The following is a 20,843-nucleotide window of genomic DNA, read 5'->3' as shown; positions in this document are numbered from 1 at the left end:
GGGGTGGTATGTTCTTTGATTCCTGCTAGAGGTTATTGTTCTGAGTTCCAATATTGTTTCCTGCGGGTTTTACATTGCCAGTAATTACTTGTCCTGTTTCTGCGTAGAAGTGATAAGTGTCGCCTCGGCTTTCAGTTTTCTCATGGCGCGATCGCCTTTCTTCGATACCATCTAATAGCGATCGCACCTCGTAGGATTTACGTGTGCCGTAAGGAATAAAGCTTAGGATACCTTCACGTTCAAGATCGCATAAGTGATCGTAAGGAACTGTAACTTTAGGATTATCAGGTAAGGGAACGCACTCATCGACTTCTAGGGCGGAGATACTGTGATGAATATTATCAAAGGTGTTGCGAATGGCGGCGAGGGAAGATCGGCGGGTGTTAGGGTTGCCATCGATGCGGATGAAGATCTTGGCATCGGCGAGATCGGCTTTGATGTAGGCGCGATTGCCTTCGGGGAATGTGAGAATTACGCCTGTGCGCCAGTAGGTGCGTTTAGAGATGCGGTGGTGCATTTTGACAATGAAGCGGGAAATGACACTGCTAAATAGAATTTTGTAGTGATATTCCAGATTGAGAGTGTTGTCCCAATTGCCTGTATCGGGTTCTTCTTCGTCAAGGAGTTCAGGAATTAGGTAAATGGGCTTTTGAGAATTAGCATCAAGGAGAAAACATAGCTCGAATTTTTGCATCATGTCGAGAATGAATTGCCGATCGCGGTTTTCTTGATAACAATTGCGATCGCCTTTATTTTTGGGTGTGAGAATGCGAGTGAGGTCTTGCCAGTTCAGCATTCCCTTATGTTTGGTGATGAGTTGATTGTCATTGAGAATGCGATATACGCCGCCTGTGACCCATTCGGGATTGAGCACGCTGGTGTCTTGGAGTCTGGTATCTTCGGCGAAGTTGAGAACAATGCCCAGCAGGTGCAGGAGGCGAATTAGGTCGCGGCGTTCTTGGCGATCACTAATTTCTTGATCATTGCAAATACATTCGTATTCGGTATAGCTGATATGGTCGCGGTTGTCCTGTTCGATTTGTTCTTTGAGGCGAAACCATTGCTGGGGTAGTTCATTAAACACATGATCCATTGCGGCGATTTGTTGGGCGATCGCCTTGCGAAGCTCGTCAATACCTAACCCTGTTTTGCAGGAGGTTTCAAAGAAGCCTTGAATGTTGGGATATTTCTCTTGTAGATGGCGGCGGTTGAGTTTGAGGGGATGTTCGTCGCTTTTGTTGGCAATAATCAGGACGGGGGCATCTTTGCCGAAGCTTTCAATAATTTTCAGCCAATATTCGACATCGTTATTGCCTTCGTCTTTGCGGGCATTGAGTACTAAGAGATAGAGGCTACGCTCGGTCAAAAAGAACTGATGGGTGGCGTGCATGATTTCCTGTCCGCCAAAGTCCCAAACTCTAAGTTTGACGTTTTCTTCACGAGCTTTTATTTGCCAAGCCCTGATATCAATGCCTTCGGTTTTGATTTCATCGGGTTTGAAGTTGCGATCGATCAATTGCCGCACCAGTGAGGTTTTGCCGACTGCGCCATGTCCGATTAAGATCACTTTTGCTTCATTCAGTGGCTTCCGTTCGCTCTGTTTCAATTTCTGCCAGTACCCAATTATCGCCGCAGGGTTTTCAGTATCTTCTAAAATCTCTGGCGGAATTGGTAATGGATTATTACTGAGGTCAAGCGAAGTCAGATTTGCTAATTGGGAGATCGCGTCTGGTATCGCCGTGATTTGGTTGCGAGAAAGGTTAAGCGAAGTCAGATTTGCTAATTGGGAGATCGCGTCTGGTATCGCCGTGATTTGGTTGCGAGAAAGGTTAAGCGTAGTCAGATTTGCTAATTGGGAGATCGCGTCTGGTATCGCCGTGATTTGGTTGGTATGGAGGTAGAGCCCCGTTAGATTTGCTAATTGGGCAATCGCCTCTGGTATCATCTTGATCTGGTTCCTACCGAGGGCAAGCACCGTCAGATTTGCTAATTGGGTAATCGCGTCTGGTATCGCCTTAATTTGGTTGCTATAGAGGCGAAGCTCCGTCAGATTGGCTAAGTTGGCGATCGCGTCTGGTATCGCCTTAATTTGGTTGCCATAGAGGTTAAGCGTAGTCAGATTTGATAATTGGGCGATCGCATCTGGTATCGTCGTAATTTGGTTTTCATAGAGGGAAAGCGAAGTCAGATTGGCTAAGTTGGAAAACGAGTCTGGTATTGCCGTGATTTGGTTTCTATTGAGGGAAAGCGAAGTCAGATTGGCTAAGTTGGAGAACGAGTCTGGTATCGCCGCGATTTGGTTGTAAGAGAGGTCAAGCGAAGTCAGATTTGATAATTGGGCGATCGCATCTGGTATCGTCGTAATTTGGTTTTCATAGAGGGAAAGCGAAGTCAGATTGGCTAAGTTGGAAAACGAGTCTGGTATTGCCGTGATTTGGTTTCTATTGAGGGAAAGCGAAGTCAGATTGGCTAAGTTGGATAACGAGTCTGGTATCGCCGTGATTTGGTTGCTAGAGAGGTAAAGCGTAGTCAGATTGGCTAAGTTGGATAACGAGTCTGGTATCGCCGTGATTTGGTTGCTAGAGAGGTAAAGCGTAGTCAGATTGGCTAAGTTGGCGATCGCGTCTGGTATCGCCGTAATTTGGTTGTATGGAATATGAAGTTCTTTGAGATTGGTTAATTGAAAAATCTCTTGTGGAATAGCCGTTAAACGATTTCCTTTGCGTTTTCTTTCTTTATTATCAAACTTACCTAAAATCAACTTTTCCAGACTTTGCAACCGTCCAATTGCGCTGGGCAATCCTTCCAGATCGTTCCCCGACAGATCGAGTTCCGTCCAGCCCTCTCGTTCTGCTTGTGCAATTATTGCCAATAACTCTGCATTATTCATAAGGAAAAAGGAAAAAGGAAAAAAATTTTTCTTGTTAAAAAGCTTAATCATCATCAGAAAGAGGCTGATGAATGCGAATACGTCCGCGTTGCACTATCCAAAGCTTACCAGTTATATCCTCACGCTCTAAACCACCGATCATCGCCCAAATTTTCATCTAACTTCAGCTTCACGCAGACTGCTCCAAAGGAATATCAATATATCGATCCCGCGACATTTCCGCACCATAGGCAATACAAGCATAAATATCATCCACTTGTAATTGGGGATACTCTTCAATTAATTCAGCGATCGTCATGCCACTTGCTAAAAAATCAAGAATCAAAGAAACCCAAATCCGATGACCTCGAATGCAAGGTTTACCAAAACAAATATTTGGATTTATGGAAATTCGAGCTAACAGTTTTTGTCGGTTCATCATTTTTCCATTCAAAACAAGTTTAGTAGATCCGCATCACCTTATCAGTGACATTTTACAAGATTTTTTAGATAGGCGATCGCAGGCTTACTTAAATTTAGACGATAATATAGGCGACTGATTAGGCATTTGAGTATTAAACTTACTTCATGGGAGATTAGAGTCCAGAAGGTATAGCAACATGATACTTGCGGTTGATGTGGATTATCGAGAGGGAAAGGCTGTAGCAGCAGGAATTGCCTTTAATGATTGGGAAGATCATGTCCCCGCCAACACATTTATCGCTCAAACTAATCAGGTCGAGGAGTATCAACCAGGAGAGTTCTACAAACGCGAACTACCAATTATTTTGCTACTTTTAGAACAACTTCCACAGCTTCCCAAAATTATAATTATCGACGGATATGTCTATCTCGATCGCCATCAAAAAGCAGGCTTAGGATTGCATTTATACAATGCACTTAACGCGCAAGTAGCCATCATCGGCGTAGCTAAAAGTCGCTTTCAAGATATTCCTTCAAAAACGGAAGTTTTGAGAAATGATAGTAATCGCCCATTATTTGTAACTGCGATCGGTATCGATGAATCCGAAGCAAGAGGTTGCATTCAAAAAATGCATGGCAATCATCGCTTACCAACAATACTAAAAGCAGTAGATAGACTTTGCCGAGATTCGTATTTATAGCAATATAGCTGTCGCCAAGTTTACGAGGACATACAGCGCTTTGCACTCAAACCCAAAAATCGATTGGCGGCGTGGAGCGCCGCCAATCGATTCTTGTAGCAATAATTTGATAAAATGACAGCCTATGGATACAGTATTATTCGATCTTGATGGAACTTTGACCGATCCCAAAATTGGGATTACTACCTGTATTCAATATGCTCTCAATCAACTTGGTTACGAGTCACCAGAAACAGAGGAACTCCTCTGGTGTATTGGTCCCCCATTGACCGTTAGTTTCGCGAAGTTGCTACAAACTACTGATAAAGAGTTAAGCGATCGCGCCATTGGCTTTTATCGCGATCGCTTTGCCACAGTAGGCTTATTTGAAAATTCGCTCTATCCCCAAATCCCTGAGACTTTAAAATTAATTCGCGCCGCAGGTTATCAAACCTACATTGCCACATCTAAGCCCCATGTCTTTGCCAAGCGGATTATTGAGCATTTTGATCTGACTTCTCTATTTGATGGCATCTATGGCAGTGAATTAGATGGCACTCGCAGTGACAAAGCAGAGCTAATTCAGCATATTCTGCTCACTGAAAATCTAAATCCAACCAAAACAGTAATGGTAGGCGATCGCTCCCATGATGCGATCGGGGCAAAGAAAAATCAGCTCTTAGCGATCGGCGTTACCTATGGTTATGGCACTGAAGAGGAGCTAAAACTGCATGGTGTCGATTTGCTCGCTAACTCTCCTAAGGAGATAGCCCAATATTTATGCTAAATCAAAGCACAAAATGGCGTAGCCATTTTGTGCTTTAAAAACCTAAGAGAGAGTGGCAGCGCTTCGCGCCGCCACTCTCTCTTGAATTTATAGATGACGATATGCGATGATTTATAGCGTTATCGCATTTATTCCGAGGTTGTTCTATGCCCAAAGCGATCGCTGAAGCGGATACTTTTCTCAAAAAGAAACTGCTTGGCTCAACAGATTTAGCCGATTCAGAGAAAATTTTCATCAAAAAAGGGCAAACATTTTTTGTTACTGAATATAGCCCTGATCGCAATCAACACCTTTTACTGACTCTAGCCTCACCCTTTCCAGCACTAGATGGCAAATCCCAACTTCAAAAGGTCTATGCCTACGATCCTCATGTCAAAGTTGAAGGGGAAGATGTCAATCAACTCATCAAGCTACCAGTTAAATATTGTTCACAACTAGACAACGATCAAGCAATTTTTGGTCCTGGTTGGCGACAGTGCAACACGACTAGTAATACGATGCTAGCTGACTTTGTGCTAAATGGAGCCTTAACAACGATGGCAAAAGCACAGGGATTTCCAGAGCCAGAGTCAGTTTATATGCGATTGGTAGGTAAGTTTGGCGATACCACCGATCATGACGCTCAAACATGGGCTTTAAAAGAACTCGGCATTAACTCTTACTTCAGCTATTCTCTCTCAGCTAAAGATGTATTGCTTTCACTTAAAGCGAATATCCCTGTAGTTGTGGGATTTGCCTACAAAGGGAGCGGTCATATTTGCGTAATCGTCGGGCATGATCCTGTCAAAAAAGTTTGGCTTGTGCATGATCCTTACGGCACTCGTCATGGCGCTAGCGATAGTTATGACGTTGGTGTTGGCGGCGCTTACGATCCCTATGGTTATGATGTCATGCAGCAAATTTTTTGGGATGGTGGCGGTGAAGCAGGCTGGGGCAGGATTGTCACTAGCATTAAGGGCAAGCCAACGGGTTTACCTTCAGGGCTATAAAAAAAGCGGCGCAAAGCGCCGCTTTTTTATTTACTGCGAAAGATGGCTCTTACGGGAAAATGATCGGATACTTTTGCAAAATAGGTGCGATCGCTATCAAAACCCAAATCTTTTTGCGGATCGAGAATCTGTACTGATTGAGAAATGTATTCTGCTTCTGCGCCTTGAGGAGCTTTGGAAATCGCAATATGATCGATGACGCAACCAGTGCCGCGATTAGAATAGCGCGGACGACCATCGCTAGTTTTAGGTTGCCCACGTTTTTTTAAGCAGTTCTCTTTCTGGTCAGTTTCGATCGCTCTAGTCAAAAAAGTCAGTGGCGCATCCCTTAAGCCCCGATTTTGCTCAGCCCAAGTCGGACTATTAAAATCACCCACTAAAATTAAATCGGGATCAGATTGCGGATTCTGTTGATAGTTATCTACTTCTTGGCGCAGGCGATCGCTTTGATTTTGTCTTAAGCGATCCGCATCTTTGCCACCACCTCCCTTTTGATGCACAACCACTAAGGTGAAGTCAAAATTTGCGCCTGTTTTCACAAAGGTCACCAGCGGCGATCGCAAAGTCCCTGTGATATTCACCTTTTGCCATTCCGTCACCTTTTGAGCAGAAATCAAGTCTTTGCGATAGAACAAAGCCACCCTTTGTTTACTGCCCGTATCTCCTAACACAAATTCCCATTGTTTACCTTTATTCAACTGCTCCTTGAGTTTTTCGGCTCCCAATGGACTAACTTCTTGTAAGCCGATCGCATCAAAATTACGTTCAATAATCTGGCTTACAGCTTCTAGTTTGGGAGTATTGGCTCCATCAAAATTACCTAGATTGAAAGTTCCAATTCGTACTTGGTCAGGTACATTGGCTGTAGCAAAGGGATTAGAGCAACCTGCGATCGCTATGCCACAAAGCCAAACGATATGAAAGTATTTAAAGTGTTTAAAAAGTGATCGCTGCATTAATTTCTCTTAATATAATATAAGAACTCCTCAATTACATCAATTAACCAACTAACTTCTGTTGATCTAATATCATTATTTGCTAAAGGATATTTAACTCCATTCAACCACAAAAGTACATTTACTTTTATGGAATTGTCTTCGTTATGCTCGCTACTTAGCCAAATCAGATTATCCACAATTCCACTATTACGTTTCTCAATCATTCGCCATTTTGGTTCCGTTCCTTGAAATTCGGTGGTTGGCAGTTTAATTTGCCAAGAAGTTCTCCCAAATAGCAACTTCTCAAATAAAGTTTCTGTTTTAGTTATTTTTAGAGTTACTGTTTCTAATAAATCTATGGTAAATCGAAGCGTCAATCCACCAAATATCATTACCAATAACCCAAATATGGCATAGAAACCAAAAGAGTTGAGATAATACATAGAAACATTGCTCCAAATATCTCCCAAAACAGGATGAGCGAAGACAATGATTAACCCTAAGAATACCCACATAAAGACTGCAATCAAAATTTTAGGGGGAATTGTAATCTTGAGGCAAGTTTCAGAAGTTGAAACTTGAATGTCAGAGTTATCTGGAGGAAAAGAATGGCGAACATAACTGGGAAATTGCTTAGATTTGGCAGGACTAGATTGCTTTATCGGTTCTAATGGAGTGGGCTTACTCTGAGGAATAAAAACTTGGACGGATTCAGATAGAGATTGTAAAGTGACTCTAGCAGAAGCATAGCGTTTCTTGACAGTTGGTTCCACCAAGGTTTGAATCCATTGCACAAAATGGGAACTGGCACTGGTGCGATCTCGAAAAAGTATCCGAGTATCGTCATCCTGTGGTAAATCCGCAGGTGATACCCCCGTCAGCAAAAAAATCAGTGTTGCCCCTAATGCATAGAGATCAGAAGCTGCAACCGCTCTGCCTCCATATTGTTCCATCGGCGCATAGCCATAGGTTCCCACAACGGTGAAAGACTTACCTTCAGCCGATGCTTTATCTTGCACAGCCCCAAAATCCACCAGATAAATATTTTGTTCCTCTGCTTCATCTCCAATCAAAATTAAGTTGCTAGGCTTAATATCGCGATGGAGAACTTGAGGACTGAGTTCATGGAGATAGATCAGGATTTCTAAAACCGCGATCGCAATTTTCTTAACCTGTGATTCAGTAAATTTATGTCCTCTAGCAATATGTTCGCGCAAAGAATCCCCTTGAATATATTCCTGTACCAATCCAAACCACAGAGAGCGATCGTCAATCGAAAAGTAATCGCGATATTTGGGAATACGTGGATGATTTAACTGTTTGAGAACATTAGCTTCCCGCTCAAATAGTTTCAAATCTTCCCATTGGACACTACCTCCAAAAGCTAATAACTTGACCACCACTAGTTCATTCTCTTTCTGCAAATCTTTGGCTAGCCAAGTCTCACGACCTGCATTTTGTCCAAGTTGACGCTCTAGCTGATAACGTTGATTAACGATCTCTTGAGGCTGAAGGATAGTCATAAAAGATATCTCATATTAACTAACGATTGTTTCTAAAACTAGTAATCACTTCCATTAGCCACATCACTTCAGTTGGTCGCATCTCATTGGCAGATATTAAATAAGTCTCATCTTGGATATGTATTTTGACATTGGACTTGAGCGAGTTATCATCATTTTTCTCACTACTTAACCACACCAACCAGCCAAACAGATTATTGTTATATCTGTTTCGCATCATGATCCATTTTGGCTCAACGTAAATGGAACTATTGCAAGCCTGTTGGTCACGCCAATAGCATTTACCAAATATGTAGCGACTTAAGATGACTTCTTGCCCATTAATTTCAAACTTAGATGTGGTGAGAAGTTTTAAAAGCTTGTTCAAGATCAGTCCGACAATTGTTAATAGAATTACAACAATTATGGGACTAGGTCTTGTGATAAGCAAGTAGGGAACTAATGTTGTACCAAAGAACAAAGTGATTAACGATATCATTCCTACCAACAAAATTGCTGATAGCGTCTTATTGGGGACTAAAATCTGAAGATAATGTTCTGATTCTTCAACTTGAATGTTGGTGTTTTCTGGAGCATAGTTTCTAGTGGCTTTTACCTTAGCTGATTGAATAATTGGCACAACCTGCTCGGCTCTCGATTGCCTTTTGGGTTTAGGGTGAACTAGCGCTTCTAAAGCCATTTGAGCCGATGCATAACGTTTTTTTAGTAATGGTTCTACTAAGGTCTGAATCCATTCCACAAAGTCAGGACTAGCACTGGTGCGATCGCGAAAAAGTATCCGCGCTTCGTCATCCTGCGGCAGATCCGCAGGTGAGATCCCCGTCAACAAATAAATCAGCGTTGCTCCTAACGCATAGAGATCAGAAGCCGCAACCGCTCTACCACCATATTGCTCCATTGGCGCATAGCCATAGGTTCCCACGACAGTAAAGGATTTGCCTTCGGCGCTTGCTCTGTCTTGTACTGCGCCAAAATCTACCAAGTAAACATTTGGAGTTTCTCCTTCACTTTTAGTCAAGATCAAATTACTAGGCTTAATATCGCGATGGAGAACTTGAGGACTAAGTTCATGGAGATAGATCAGGATTTCTAAAACCGCGATCGCTATTTTCTTAACCTGTGATTCAGTAAATTTATGTCCTCTAACAATGTGTTCACGCAAAGAATCCCCTTGAATATATTCCTGTACCAATCCAAACCACAGAGAGCGATCGTCTATCGAAAAGTAATCGCGATATTTGGGAATACGTGGATGATTTAGTGCTTTGAGTACATTGGCTTCCCGCTCAAATAGTTTCAAATCTTCCCATTGGACATTACCTCCAAAAGCCAATAACTTGACTACCACTAGTTCATTCTCTTTCTGTAAATCTTTGGCAAGCCAAGTCTCACGACCTGCATTTTGCCCAAGTTGACGCTCTAGCTGATAACGTTGATTAACAATCTCTTGAGGCTGAAGGATAGTCATATACTTTGCTCAGACAATTGAGGAGACTTAGAACCTTTTTAAGGATTGTCTAGATCCCCCCAGCCCCCCTTGTAAAGGGGAGAGAATTAAATTATTCCCCCTTTACAAGGGGGATTGAGGGGGATCTCTTGAAGGCGTTAACCGCAGAAAGCAATTCTTAGATGGTTTCTTAGTGGTGATTACAGCATTTTTTACTTTGACAAAAATACTTAGCAATATTTTTGATCATCTTATAATATAAACACAATGCCATTGAGGTAGAAAGTCATGACTTTCACAATCGATCCATCCATAGATCCCGTTGTACTGCCCGATCATACCCAACTGCCAGAGTCTGATGGTACATTTGTGAAGAATTTTCAAGAACATCCCCAAAGTATTCTCCTCACTGACTCACTGGAACCTGTATTACAACAAATTCATCCTGACGGGCAATATGCGATCGGGCAAGATAGTGGTATTTACTGGCGGATCACTGAGCCTCCTGAAAAAGGCGCAGAAGCTCCTGACTGGTTTTATGTGCCAAATGTACCGCCGTTGTTAAATGGCATTCCACGCAGATCCTATGTATTGTGGCAAGAGTTTATTGCGCCGCTAATTATTTTAGAATTTGTCTCTGGTAGTGGCAAAGAAGAAAGAGATAAAACTCCTTGGACTGGCAAATTTTTTATCTATGAGCAGGTAATTCGTCCCGCTTTTTATGGCATTTACGAAGTCCAAACTGCCAGTGTCGAGCTATATCGACTGGTCGAGAATAGATTTGAATTAGTAACAGCTAATGCCCGTGGACATTATCCAATTGAGCAACTTGGTGTAGAAATTGGTATTTGGCAGGGACTTTATCAAAATCTAGAATTACCTTGGCTGCGTTGGTGGGATGCCCAAGGTAACTTGTTAATCACAGGCTCAGAACGTGCTGAGATCGAAGGTCAAAGGGCTACCAAAGAATATCAACGTGCTGAGCAGGAGCATCAACGTGCTGAACAAGAACGTCAACGTGCTGAGCAGGAGCATCAACGTGCTGAACAAGAACGTCAACGTGCCGATCGCCTTCTGGCACAACTACTTGCTGCGGGAATTGACCCCGAATAAAAAAATGTTGCTAAGCAACGCTATTTTGATCAAATTAGCTAAAGCACAAACTTAGCGATCGCTACAGCCGCTCCATCCTCTTCGACAGTGGGCGCAACCCAATTACCAAGAGGCTTTAAGCCTTCAGGGGCATTACCCATAACTACGCCAATACCTGCATATTCGATCATTTCTAAATCATTGAAATTGTCACCGATCGCTAAAACCTGCGATCGGTCAAATCCCAAGATATTCTCAGCTAAATGCTTAACCGCAGTTCCTTTATTGGCGATCGGATTAGTCGCTTCAAAGAAAGTAGCCACAGATTTAGTCAGATAGAGTTGTTGCGGTGTATAGCGATCTTTGAGAACTCGGAGCATTTCTGTCACCAGTTCCGCAGTATCACTCAAGGCAAGAATCTTGGTTGGCGGATGATCGGTACTTTTACTAGTGAGGAACTCTCGCAAATCACCGACTACTGTGACTCCAACCTTAGAGCGTTCGGCATAGGCTTGAGTTTGGGCGGTCATTTTCCGAACGTAGAGTTCATCATTCACGTAAATATGAATTGAAAGCTTGTCATTAGTTGCAAATTCTCCTAGATCATCGAGCAAAGAGAGTGCTTGTTCGAGTTCAACTGGCCAATGTCCAACTAATTCATCGGTCTTGGGATCTTTAATGAATGCGCCTTGATAGGAAATCAACGGCATATCTGAAGCGATCAATTCATGGAATCGTACTGCCGAGCGATACATTCTACCCGTGGCGATCGCCACCTTTACACCTTTAGCCTGAGCTGCTTTTACCGCTTGCTTGACTGCATCATTGACCTGATTGGCATCACCACTAATCGTGCCATCGATATCTACCACGATCAGTTTAATGTCTTGTGCCATGAGTTTTTTGCTTTCTTTTTGCTTTGGATAAAAAAGTAGGGTCAATTCATGAATTGACCCTACTTTTTTATAATACCTTGCTTGGAAATCTAAAACAGTAAAGGCGGCGCGAAGCGCCGCCTTTACTGTTTATTTCTCAGGACAAGCTACACCACCAGAGATGTTGCGGCATTGTCCGCGAATCTCGTCTAGCAGGCTAGGATTGAGTTGCTTAGACTTACTTAGAGCAAGCTCAAATTGCTTCTTGGCGGTTGGAATATTGCTGTCGCTTTGCATCCATAACACTTGTCCTTTTAGGTAATGTAGCTCTGGATTATTGGGAGCAGAGACAAGAGCTTTGTTTACTGCGTCTAGAGCAAGGTCAGGCTTGCGAGCATCACGATAGGCTAGAGCGATGCCACGCCATTTGAGATAATCAGGCGCTGCATATTGCTTGAGGCTTTCCAAAGCTGTTTCAAGGTCTGACAGAGGTAATACTGATGCAATTAGCATGTCAATATAGCCCTTAATCAAATTTAGCTCAGGATCATTGGGAGAAATATCCTTGGCTTTTTGGATATTGTCAAAAACGCTTTGCACTAGTGGCAAAGCCTTGGGTGCACTAGATACACCTTCAGTTTTGACAATATATCCTGCCTCAATCAAATCACTTGCAGCAATATAGATATAAGCTCTGAGGTTATCTTTACCCTTCAAAGCTTCGGCGTTAGATCGAACGCGCTGTCCTGCAACGCGCATTCCTAAGTAGTCTTCTCTGGCATAGAAGGTGGAAGCGCGTAAAGCGAATAACAGTGGCTCGTTTGCTTCTGTTCTCACAGCTAAATCTAACTGCTTTACAGCCGCCGTATAGTTTCCGTCTTTGAACATTAACTCAAAGGCTTTTTGGGTTTCGCTGCCGATCGCCCTAGCATTTTGGGAGCGGAATGGATCTGCGGCAAAGCTAGGCATCGCCGTAGCGGCAGTGATTAATGCTGTTAACAGAGATACGGATATAAATTTCAAAGAGCGTTTCATAAATTTCCCCGAAAATATCAGGCTATAAGTAGTTAGCAATGTTTAGATCGTATCTTTAGATATTCTGACAAATTCAACTCGGACTTAATCTAAATACTTAATCTAAATTTGGTCTGATGTTTTAGGTTGTCTGCAACATAATTACGTTAATGCACTCAAGGACGATGGTAATTTACAAAAAGTTTCTTCGCTTCTTTAATACCCAGACTTAATATCAAGCCCTGCACTCAAGTGCAGGCTAAAAGCTCAAGTCCACTGAAGTGGACTAATACCAAAACACAAAATGGCGTAGCCATTTTGTGTTTTTAAAACCCTTACTGGGTTTGGTTTTTAATTCACAAAAGTGTTGTCACACTTTCGTGAATTGGTATAAGGAATACTTTTAACTGATGTTGCGTGAAAGGAATTCTTGCGATGGCGTAAGTCTAGGGCTGGCACGGGGGCACAGCCCCTACGAGATCTAAAATTTACAGATAGGGGTAATCCCCCCGTGGTTGCCCTGTTATGCTAGCAGCAAGAGGTTCATTATCTGAGTCCCACGTAACTTGAGTTCTTGGCTAAAGGCTCAAGTCCTTTATCTATTCTTGTGTTTGGCTAGAGTTCCGCATGATTAAAGCTAAGGCTATAGATTCTGGTAGTAGGGCAGCGATCGCGGTTAGTTTTAATGACCATGTATCGGTCGCGCTGAATAGCCCCTCTAAACCACTCAGGTGGGCTGACCAAATATCGGTTAAGTCAATGGCAATGCAAGCAAATAAAAGGACTTTGATCGTAGCCTGATTGGAAAACGCCACCAGAATAGCTAAGACCATATCTCTAATCGCCCAAACTCGAATGATATAAGGCATTTGCAGATTTGATGCTAGGGGTGCGCCTAGCTGTTGCATCAGCCAATGGGGATCGACATAACCGATCGCACTTAGTCCAAACCGAATCAAGCACATAATTCCAATTAATGCCGCTACATACCAAGCTTGATTTCTCATTTTTTTAGTTCACCCGATTGGGAAAAGATATTTCTAGCACCACGCATCCAATGTCAGTCTTAAATGGTCCATGCATTTCGTGTGGTGGTCTACTGGCATAATGACCGCTTTCTAACCACAGATCAAAGGCGCGATCGTACAGGCGACCACTGACGATGAATATTTCTTCAGGATAGGGATGGCTTTTGCTACCAAAAGCAGTTGTGTCTGCATTGGGATGAAATCGAGTTAAGCGAGTATATTCGCCTGTGTCTTGATCGATGCTCAAGGTCAGTTCTTCCGCTATCCCTTCTAGTCCAAGGATTGGCTTCCATTGATGACTATTGTTTAAGTCTAATGGATTCCAATAAGTAGCAATAGATTTTGACATGTATTACTCTCTCAATAAATAACTGATGTTATGTGGAACGCGGAGATTGGGGCTTGGTCTCCAAGCCCCTACCTTTACAAATATGTAGGGATTTGGTCTCCAAATCCTCTTTGAAGATGAGATGGAAACATTATGACGATCTTTGTTCTACGAAACTGATGTTACGTGGAAGGAATTCCTGTTATAGCAAAGGTCTAGGGCTGGCACGGGGGCTGAGCCCCTACAGTAACCTCTAAATTTTGAGGTAGGGGCAATGCCCCCGTGCTTGCCCTGCTTCGCTAGCAGCAAGAGGTCTACCATCTAAGTCCCATGTAACATCAGTAAATAAAATAATACTTACGCAAAAATGTTGTGAAAGTCTTATTTTATCGTAGGAGCAACCCAAGAATTAGAGGTGAGGCGCTTTGCGCCTCACCTCTAATTCTTGGATGGGAAGTGAGTAAATATTTCTTAAGCTGCGATCGCTACTTTTTCTAGATTCCAACGCTTTGTAGCTTGGGCAATCCGTTGTCCAAAGTATTCGGCGGTTAAGCGATCGCCTGAGTCTAGAACTGGCTCTCCTCCTGATAGATTCATGGGAGTTTGTCCCATAGTGCCAAGGAAGGAACCTAAGCGATTAACTCCATCGGTTTTTCCTTGATAAGAGCTTGGCTGTTCTCCTGCTCCTATCCATACCATGCCATGCTGCGCTGCATAGACAGATAGATAAATTAGAGTGCCTTGCTTGTCGCCACTGGGAGAACTGGAGTGGGTAAATCCTGCCGCAATTTTATCTTTCCATTGTTGGGTAAACCAAGCGGAACTGGCTGCGTCCAAAAATGCTTTGAATTGAGCGGCGACTCCGCCCATATAAGTGGGAGAGCCGAAGATGATCGCGTCGGCTTGATTAAGCTTTGCCATGATCTCGTCATCTTGCCAACGACCATTGGTAATTTGCTCTCCTGTAATCCGCAGCAGGTCAACATGATTAGCGACTTTGCGAGATCCTACGGCGATCGCTTCGGCGGTTAAGTGGGTGTGACCAGAGCCAGAAAAATAAACAATGGCGATCGTTGTCATAGCAACCTCTGTGAGTTGTTTGAGTTGTTGATGTGGGTTATGATTAGATACTAAAAGTAACTACCTACGAAAGTAAAGTAGGTACTTTTTCGTAACTGATAGGAACTTTCTGGTAACTAGTAATGGTGCAGCGATCGCGAGAACTTAATCCTTGTCCTGTGAGTGCTTTGACTAATTTATTGTCGGGACCTTGGACTATGTATATTTTGTGGGTGCTAGCAAATTCGGGACCAACAAGGTTTGGGGCTTTGAAGCGCAAGATAGAGGGTATTTCTACGAAGATGCTGACTGAACGGCTTCGGATGTTGGAGCAGGAGGGGATTTTGTATCGCCATTATGAGCCTACGGTTCCGCCTCAAGTAACCTATGGATTAACGGAGAGGGCGATGGAATTGATGGCTATTTTGGATCAGTTAGATGATTTAGCTCAGCGTTGGTATGGTCAGGAAGAAATTCAAGCTGGTTAGTGATAAAAAAGATGAAGCTCAGCTTCATCTTTTTATAGTAGTTCTCCTGATTCCTGTAACGAATGCAAGCGATGATAAATGCCGCCTTGAGATAAAAGCTGCTGATGGGAACCAATTTCCACAATTTGACCTTGATCTAAAACCACGATTTTATCAGCTTCGCGCACAGTGCTAAGACGGTGAGCAATCACAATTGTGGTGCGAGTTCCCTGAATGCGGCGCATCGCTAATTGAATCGATCGCTCCGATTCATAATCAAGACTAGAAGTCGCTTCATCAAATACGAGAATGTCAGGATTAACTAGCAATGCTCGCGCAATCCCTAATCGCTGACGCTGACCACCCGAAAGCCGCACACCGCGCTCACCGACAATCGTGTTATAGCCTCGTGGTAATAAATGGAGAAATTCATCAACGCTTGCGATCGCACAGGCTTCTTGGACTTCGGCAAAGGTCGCTGTAGGATTTCCATACATGAGATTATCCATCAGCGTTCCATTGAAGATATCTACCTCCTGATGCACAATCGCTAGACGTTTACGATAGCCAGTGATATCTAGTTCCGTAATCCCTTGACCATCGATCAAAATCCCGCCATTCGTTGGCTCAAAGTAACGGAACAGCAGTTTTACCAAGGTAGATTTTCCTGAACCAGACCGTCCGACTAGCGCAACAGTCTCATACGGCTCAATTGTAAATTGGATATTTTCTAAAACATGGCGATCGCGATCGTAGCCAAAGGTAAGATTGCGAAATTCAATTTTGCCATCAAAACGATATTGGGGATATTTGGTATTGGGATGGAGCGCGATCGCCGCATCCTGTCCATTTGTTTGTTTCATAAACTCATGAAACCGTAGCATCGAAGAATAGCGCCTTGCAAACACTTCTGCTAGCAAACAAATCGGCTTAATTTCTGAATATGCCATACTCGCCAATGTGGAAATGGTAATGAAATGCCCGATGGACATCTTGCCCCCAAAAGTTGCAAATAGAGCGGCTCCGAACACCACAAATTGACAGGCTTCTAAAACCGTATCCCGCACCATCCCCAGTTTTACATAGCCAATATGAATGCCCCAGAGCGAAACTTTTGCTTCACGCACAAGGCGATCACTTTGGCGTTTATATTCCTTGGCTTCATTGGCAAAAGCCTTGACAGTTTTGATGTTGGTGATAATTTCTGAAGTACGACTTTCGGTATTTTCTTGATAAATATCAAGGGTTTCTTCCATTTTTGTAAGATCCTTCAGCTTCCCTAAGCTACCCCATAGCACCAAAATAAATGACACTAAAAAGAAAGCCGAAATCCACCATGCGATCGCACAGATAATCACAAAAATACCGAGGATTCGTACCACTTTCGGAATCAATTGCCCTGCGATTTCAGGATATGACCACATGTGATTGGCTAAGCCTCGCGCCACTCTCCCTGCAATCCGTCCCGCATTGTTCTCATCGTAAAACTCAATGGGCAAAGTCAAGATCTTCGCGATCGCCTTTTGGGTCTGATCGCGACGGGTTTTGAGCGCAATTTCCCAATGGAAGTTATTGGCAAACCATACCTGCATGGGCGCACGGATCACTGTAACTACAAAAATCAAAACCGATAGAGTGATTAATGAAGTTGTTTGCGTCACAGGTTGTCCAAATAGTGACACTGCTGCCATTACGAAGTTATTGATTTCATAATCAAGCGATCGCCCCGACAACACATTCAGGATTTGCCCTACCGCATAGGGAACAGTGAGATCAATAATTTCAAATACGCTAGAAGCAGTGATGCTCCAAATCGCCTTTGTCCGATAGCGTTTAAAGTAACGTGCGATGTCCCAAAAATTAGCTGTCATGCTCGTCAAAATCCACAATGAGAAAATCTAGATAAACTAGTCAGATGAAGTCCTGACATATAGATAGCCATTACCGATCAAAAGAACCATAAGAAAATTTTTAAAGTATTACGGATTAACTCTTTAAAAATTTTCTTGGTTTGGGTTTGAGCACAAAGCTCTGTATTGCTAGGCTAACCGAAATAAGCTGTAACTAGGCAAATTGCTCATTCACAGTTTGGTTTTTACAACCATTCTATCTAATTGCCAAAGAAGTTTTTACAAATCAATTGCTTCATGGCATCAGTAGAGATGTGAATTTTCATAGCTTCATTTTTTATCATATTAAGTAGCTCGGCATAGTTATAAACCAAACCCAGATTGCTGTGTCGCCCGCGTAGCGGGCGACACAGCAATCTTAGCTACTTAGTAGGTTTAATCGCATCAGCAGGTTTAGCAAATTGTATAGACTGAGCGGCGGGAGCTGTCTGCTGATGAGTATTTGACAGATAAATTAATTAAAAAGTTGAGTTAGACAAATTCAAAGGCTATTTCATAATAATGAGTATGATTTCCTAAGAGATATCTTATACTTCAAAGATTAAAAGATGAAAATATGACATACTGACTAAGTATTACTAAGTATTGTTTACAGAAGGAGTTATGAGAGCAATATCGGAGAAATCACTCGCATCAAAGGTCCAAGATACTTTCTTTCTTCTCAAAAATACTTATTCCTTGTTAGGACTAAATCCCGCAGTTTTTCAACCTTTAATCCGCATCATTTTCGTATCCCTCACGATGACTACAATATTCTGGGGTTCGATTTTATTTTTCTTTCTAGGAGCTAAACTGGCTCCTGTCGGATCTATAGGGATTCTGATTGTAATTATTCTATATTTTTGGAGTTTTTTTTATTTTACAGAGCTGAAGTTACGTCTGAGCTGGCTAGCTTGTACTACGGCTTGTGGGACTAAACCCTCATTCGAGCAAGCTCAGAGAATGGTGGATAGCGTGGGTGGACAAATTCGACTTATAGCTTTCATCGATATGTTTTTCAAATATCTTGGCTCCATTCGCGATGCAGAACAGCAAGGAATTTGGGGGGCAATTAAGAAACTTTTGATTGATCTAATGGTGCAAGGAGCCATTGAAATTTGGGATCTAGTTAATCACTATCTCATTCCTGCGATCGCAGTTGATCGGTTGACCATAAAAACCGCAGTTGTTCAGATTAAAGATTTACGCAATCATGTACCTTCAGTTTTAATGGGTGTGTTTGGGATCGATTTTGTGGGAGATGTGATCGTCTGGCTCGTCATGCCTTTGTATTTAATTCTAATTGGGCTTGCGGTGGGATTAATCTATCTACTAAATCCTAGTATTCAGGTAAGTGCAATGATCATTATTGCTGTTCTATACATTGGATCAATCTTTCATCAAATTCTTGGAGCCGCAGTTGGAACAATCAAAGTCATTTACTTCACCCTGTTTTATACGCTGCTTCGGCATCCCGAACAAATGGATTCTGGCATGAAACAGAAAACTAATTCCTTCTTAAATTTCAAAGACTCGGTGCAATATTCCTAAAGTCAATTCATATATAGATGTCCCCAAGAGGCGAATGGCGGCGCAAAGCGCCGCCATTCGCCTCTTGGGTTTTGCCTTGGCAGCTATAATTGATAAATTGCCTCTATGGTGATCATCCACCAACTTAACCTTAAAGCAAAAAACATGTCGGCAAATCAAGCTCAACAACTAGAAACGTATAGTAATCAACATCCTCAAGAAGTTCTACTGGTCAAGCTGCAAATTGATGGTGAACTTGACGAAGTGATGATTTTTAAGGGTTTTTCTAGCTCATTGATGCGCGCAACCGCCTTTGATGCTGATGTACCTGTAATTAGCGATCGCGCTGAAATTTTAAGTATTGATCGCCTCACAGCCCCCTATAAACAAAATCAGCCTAACTATCTCCAACAAGGGATAAAATGGGAAGAGTTCCAAAATTATTTGTGATACACACTCGCAAGTTTAAACTCTTGCAGAGTTGCGCCCTTATGGGGTGAAACGTTACGGGTTTGGGTTTAATTACAGATTAGTAAATATGCTTGACGAAACGCGGCAATCAATTTATGACAGACAAGTGAGGATCGCTTCACTACTGCTGTATCAAAATGTATTAAAGCAAGAAGCATGGGCAGCTTATGTGAAGCTATTGCGTAGCCTTGCTAACTATGCCTTAGACGGGCATGAAAATAGTTCACGGCGGCTTTACTATTTATTTTCCTATGGCAGATGGTTTAGAGCGATCGCTTCAACGGGTTTCAACTGGCGAGATTATGTCATTTCGCAGATTCTGGCTTCTGATAATCCCTTTAGTCAGCAAGCCCAAACTACCGACCTTGATGATTTACCAGTGTCATTGGTTGTAGCCGCTAAGCATGATCTACAAGTTTTAGAAGAGATTAGTCTTTGGGGTGGAAACAAGTTAGTTGATTGCATAGAGTCCTTTGGCGATCGCCCTGTTGCTTGGCAATTGATAGAAAGTGACATGTCGCAAATATCTGAAGCGAAGCGATCGCTGATTCTCAAATTTCAAGCAACCGATGACTGGACGCAACTTTTACCCGAATTAGCTGATTATTACAAACACTCAGGCACGGGGATATTTACCGATTACGGAGCATTCCGTTGGCACAAAGGTCATCTGGAGGGAATTGCCTATCCTGATCTGGTACAACTATCCGATCTAATCGGCTACGAGTCACAACGCCAAACTTTATATAAGAATACAGAAGCTTTTTTGGCTGGCTATCATGGATTGCACACTTTGCTCTATGGCAGTCGCGGCACGGGCAAATCTTCGATGGTCAAGTCATTGATGTATGCCTATCGCGATCGCGGGTTACGTTTAATCGAAGTTGCCAAAAATGATCTTAAAGACTTGCCAATTATTGCTGATATGTTGCGCCAAGTTCCACAAAAATTTATCATTTTTGTGGATGACTTGTCCTTTGAAGAAGAAAGTGAAGACTATAAAGCGCTCAAGGTAGTTCTAGAAGGGAATCTTTCGGCACAGCCAAGTAATGTCTTGGTTTATGCAACTTCTAACCGTCGTCATTTGTTGCGCGAATATTTTAGCGATCGCCCCACTTTAAGAGATCTCAGTAATAGTAAAGAAGTCAATCCTTGGGACACTATGCAAGAAAAGTTATCTTTAAGCGATCGCTTTGGTTTGACTCTCACCTTTCTGCAAGCCGATCAGGAAATCTATCTCAAAATCGTACATCACCTCGCCAAACGTGCTGGTATTAAACTACTGGATGACGATCTCAATTTTCGAGCTTTGCAATGGGCTACTCGCCATAATGGACAATCGGGACGTACTGCCCAACAGTTTATCAATTTTTTGCAGGCAGATTTAGAACTCAAATAGTTAGAGTCTGTTTGCGAAGTTTTTTACCCCCTCTA

Annotated in this window: 19 protein-coding genes; 8 read left to right on the top strand and 11 right to left on the bottom strand. The window is 42.6% G+C overall.

Features of this window, described 5'->3' with window-relative positions; genetic code table 11:
• Window positions 1-25 precede the first annotated feature (25 nt).
• Together ABM313_RS17950 and ABM313_RS17945 are read right to left on the bottom strand one after the other, a co-directional pair.
• On the bottom strand, window positions 26-2,872 hold the full coding sequence (locus ABM313_RS17950) for a leucine-rich repeat domain-containing protein (RefSeq protein ID WP_434684524.1): 2,847 nt from the start codon (window positions 2,870-2,872) through the stop codon (window positions 26-28).
• 187 nt (window positions 2,873-3,059) lie between these two features.
• Window positions 3,060-3,308, bottom strand: coding sequence for a DUF433 domain-containing protein (locus ABM313_RS17945; RefSeq protein WP_434684523.1), 249 nt, complete (start codon window positions 3,306-3,308; stop codon window positions 3,060-3,062).
• A 181-nt stretch (window positions 3,309-3,489) separates the two neighbouring features.
• On the opposite strand from ABM313_RS17945, the gene ABM313_RS17940 reads away from it, so the two are divergent.
• The 3 genes from ABM313_RS17940 to ABM313_RS17930 all read left to right on the top strand — a co-directional run bounded on the left by ABM313_RS17940 (window position 3,490) and on the right by ABM313_RS17930 (window position 5,748).
• Entirely contained in the window at window positions 3,490-3,993 is a 504-nt protein-coding gene (locus ABM313_RS17940) for an endonuclease V (RefSeq protein ID WP_434684522.1), read from the top strand.
• 124 nt (window positions 3,994-4,117) lie between these two features.
• A complete protein-coding gene (locus ABM313_RS17935) occupies window positions 4,118-4,759 on the top strand; it encodes an HAD family hydrolase (RefSeq protein ID WP_434684521.1) in 642 nt (213 codons plus the stop codon).
• A gap of 146 nt (window positions 4,760-4,905) precedes the next feature.
• A complete protein-coding gene (locus ABM313_RS17930) occupies window positions 4,906-5,748 on the top strand; it encodes a C39 family peptidase (RefSeq protein WP_434684520.1) in 843 nt (280 codons plus the stop codon).
• A gap of 26 nt (window positions 5,749-5,774) precedes the next feature.
• On the opposite strand, the gene ABM313_RS17925 is transcribed toward ABM313_RS17930, so the two are convergent.
• From ABM313_RS17925 to ABM313_RS17915, 3 genes are read right to left on the bottom strand one after another with little or no spacing between them, the layout of a single operon-like run.
• Window positions 5,775-6,704 carry an endonuclease/exonuclease/phosphatase family protein gene (locus ABM313_RS17925; RefSeq protein ID WP_434684519.1) on the bottom strand — a complete coding sequence of 310 codons (930 nt, stop codon included), beginning with the start codon at window positions 6,702-6,704 and terminating at the stop codon, window positions 5,775-5,777.
• A complete protein-coding gene (locus tag ABM313_RS17920; protein ID WP_434684518.1) occupies window positions 6,704-8,209 on the bottom strand; it encodes a serine/threonine protein kinase in 1,506 nt (501 codons plus the stop codon). Before ABM313_RS17920 ends, ABM313_RS17925 begins: the two co-directional genes overlap by 1 nt.
• 19 nt (window positions 8,210-8,228) lie before the next feature.
• Window positions 8,229-9,671 carry a serine/threonine protein kinase gene (locus ABM313_RS17915; RefSeq protein ID WP_434688514.1) on the bottom strand — a complete coding sequence of 481 codons (1,443 nt, stop codon included), beginning with the start codon at window positions 9,669-9,671 and terminating at the stop codon, window positions 8,229-8,231.
• A gap of 273 nt (window positions 9,672-9,944) precedes the next feature.
• Between ABM313_RS17915 and ABM313_RS17910 the strand changes: the two genes are divergently transcribed.
• A complete protein-coding gene (locus ABM313_RS17910; RefSeq protein ID WP_434684517.1) occupies window positions 9,945-10,769 on the top strand; it encodes a Uma2 family endonuclease in 825 nt (274 codons plus the stop codon).
• Window positions 10,770-10,807: 38 nt separating this feature from the next.
• Here the strand turns inward: ABM313_RS17910 and ABM313_RS17905 are convergent, their stop codons facing one another.
• From ABM313_RS17905 to ABM313_RS17885, 5 genes are all read right to left on the bottom strand, one after another.
• Entirely contained in the window at window positions 10,808-11,644 is an 837-nt protein-coding gene (locus ABM313_RS17905) for a Cof-type HAD-IIB family hydrolase (protein WP_434684516.1), read from the bottom strand.
• Window positions 11,645-11,773: 129 nt separating this feature from the next.
• Window positions 11,774-12,658: a Sll0314/Alr1548 family TPR repeat-containing protein gene (locus tag ABM313_RS17900; protein WP_434684515.1), complete on the bottom strand. Its 885-nt coding sequence runs from the start codon at window positions 12,656-12,658 to the stop codon at window positions 11,774-11,776.
• Window positions 12,659-13,236: 578 nt separating this feature from the next.
• On the bottom strand, window positions 13,237-13,644 hold the full coding sequence (locus tag ABM313_RS17895; protein WP_434684514.1) for a hypothetical protein: 408 nt from the start codon (window positions 13,642-13,644) through the stop codon (window positions 13,237-13,239).
• Window positions 13,645-13,648: 4 nt separating this feature from the next.
• Window positions 13,649-14,014 (bottom strand): cupin domain-containing protein, encoded by a 366-nt coding sequence (locus tag ABM313_RS17890; RefSeq protein ID WP_434684513.1) that lies wholly within the window; start codon window positions 14,012-14,014, stop codon window positions 13,649-13,651.
• Window positions 14,015-14,464: 450 nt separating this feature from the next.
• Window positions 14,465-15,073 (bottom strand): flavodoxin family protein, encoded by a 609-nt coding sequence (locus ABM313_RS17885; protein ID WP_434684512.1) that lies wholly within the window; start codon window positions 15,071-15,073, stop codon window positions 14,465-14,467.
• Window positions 15,074-15,195: 122 nt separating this feature from the next.
• Here ABM313_RS17885 and ABM313_RS17880 point away from each other — a divergent pair, with 122 nt between their 5' ends.
• A complete protein-coding gene (locus ABM313_RS17880) occupies window positions 15,196-15,540 on the top strand; it encodes a winged helix-turn-helix transcriptional regulator (protein WP_434684511.1) in 345 nt (114 codons plus the stop codon).
• A 32-nt stretch (window positions 15,541-15,572) separates the two neighbouring features.
• On the opposite strand, the gene ABM313_RS17875 is transcribed toward ABM313_RS17880, so the two are convergent.
• Complete coding sequence (locus ABM313_RS17875) at window positions 15,573-17,390, bottom strand: ABC transporter ATP-binding protein (RefSeq protein ID WP_434684510.1); 1,818 nt, start codon at window positions 17,388-17,390, stop codon at window positions 15,573-15,575.
• A 642-nt stretch (window positions 17,391-18,032) separates the two neighbouring features.
• Between ABM313_RS17875 and ABM313_RS17870 the strand changes: the two genes are divergently transcribed.
• The 3 genes from ABM313_RS17870 to ABM313_RS17860 all read left to right on the top strand — a co-directional run bounded on the left by ABM313_RS17870 (window position 18,033) and on the right by ABM313_RS17860 (window position 20,808).
• Window positions 18,033-18,959 carry a hypothetical protein gene (locus ABM313_RS17870; RefSeq protein WP_434684509.1) on the top strand — a complete coding sequence of 309 codons (927 nt, stop codon included), beginning with the start codon at window positions 18,033-18,035 and terminating at the stop codon, window positions 18,957-18,959.
• A gap of 144 nt (window positions 18,960-19,103) precedes the next feature.
• On the top strand, window positions 19,104-19,388 hold the full coding sequence (locus ABM313_RS17865) for a DUF7734 family protein (protein WP_434684508.1): 285 nt from the start codon (window positions 19,104-19,106) through the stop codon (window positions 19,386-19,388).
• An 88-nt stretch (window positions 19,389-19,476) separates the two neighbouring features.
• Window positions 19,477-20,808: an ATP-binding protein gene (locus ABM313_RS17860; protein WP_434684507.1), complete on the top strand. Its 1,332-nt coding sequence runs from the start codon at window positions 19,477-19,479 to the stop codon at window positions 20,806-20,808.
• The last annotated feature ends 35 nt before the right edge of the window (window positions 20,809-20,843 follow it).

This window comes from Pseudanabaena minima str. Chao 2107 (genome assembly GCF_051131155.1).
GTDB classification, from domain to species: domain Bacteria; phylum Cyanobacteriota; class Cyanobacteriia; order Pseudanabaenales; family Pseudanabaenaceae; genus Pseudanabaena; species Pseudanabaena minima.
The sequence above is the reverse complement of the archived record's forward strand: the minus strand, read 5'-3'. Positions and strand labels throughout refer to the sequence as shown.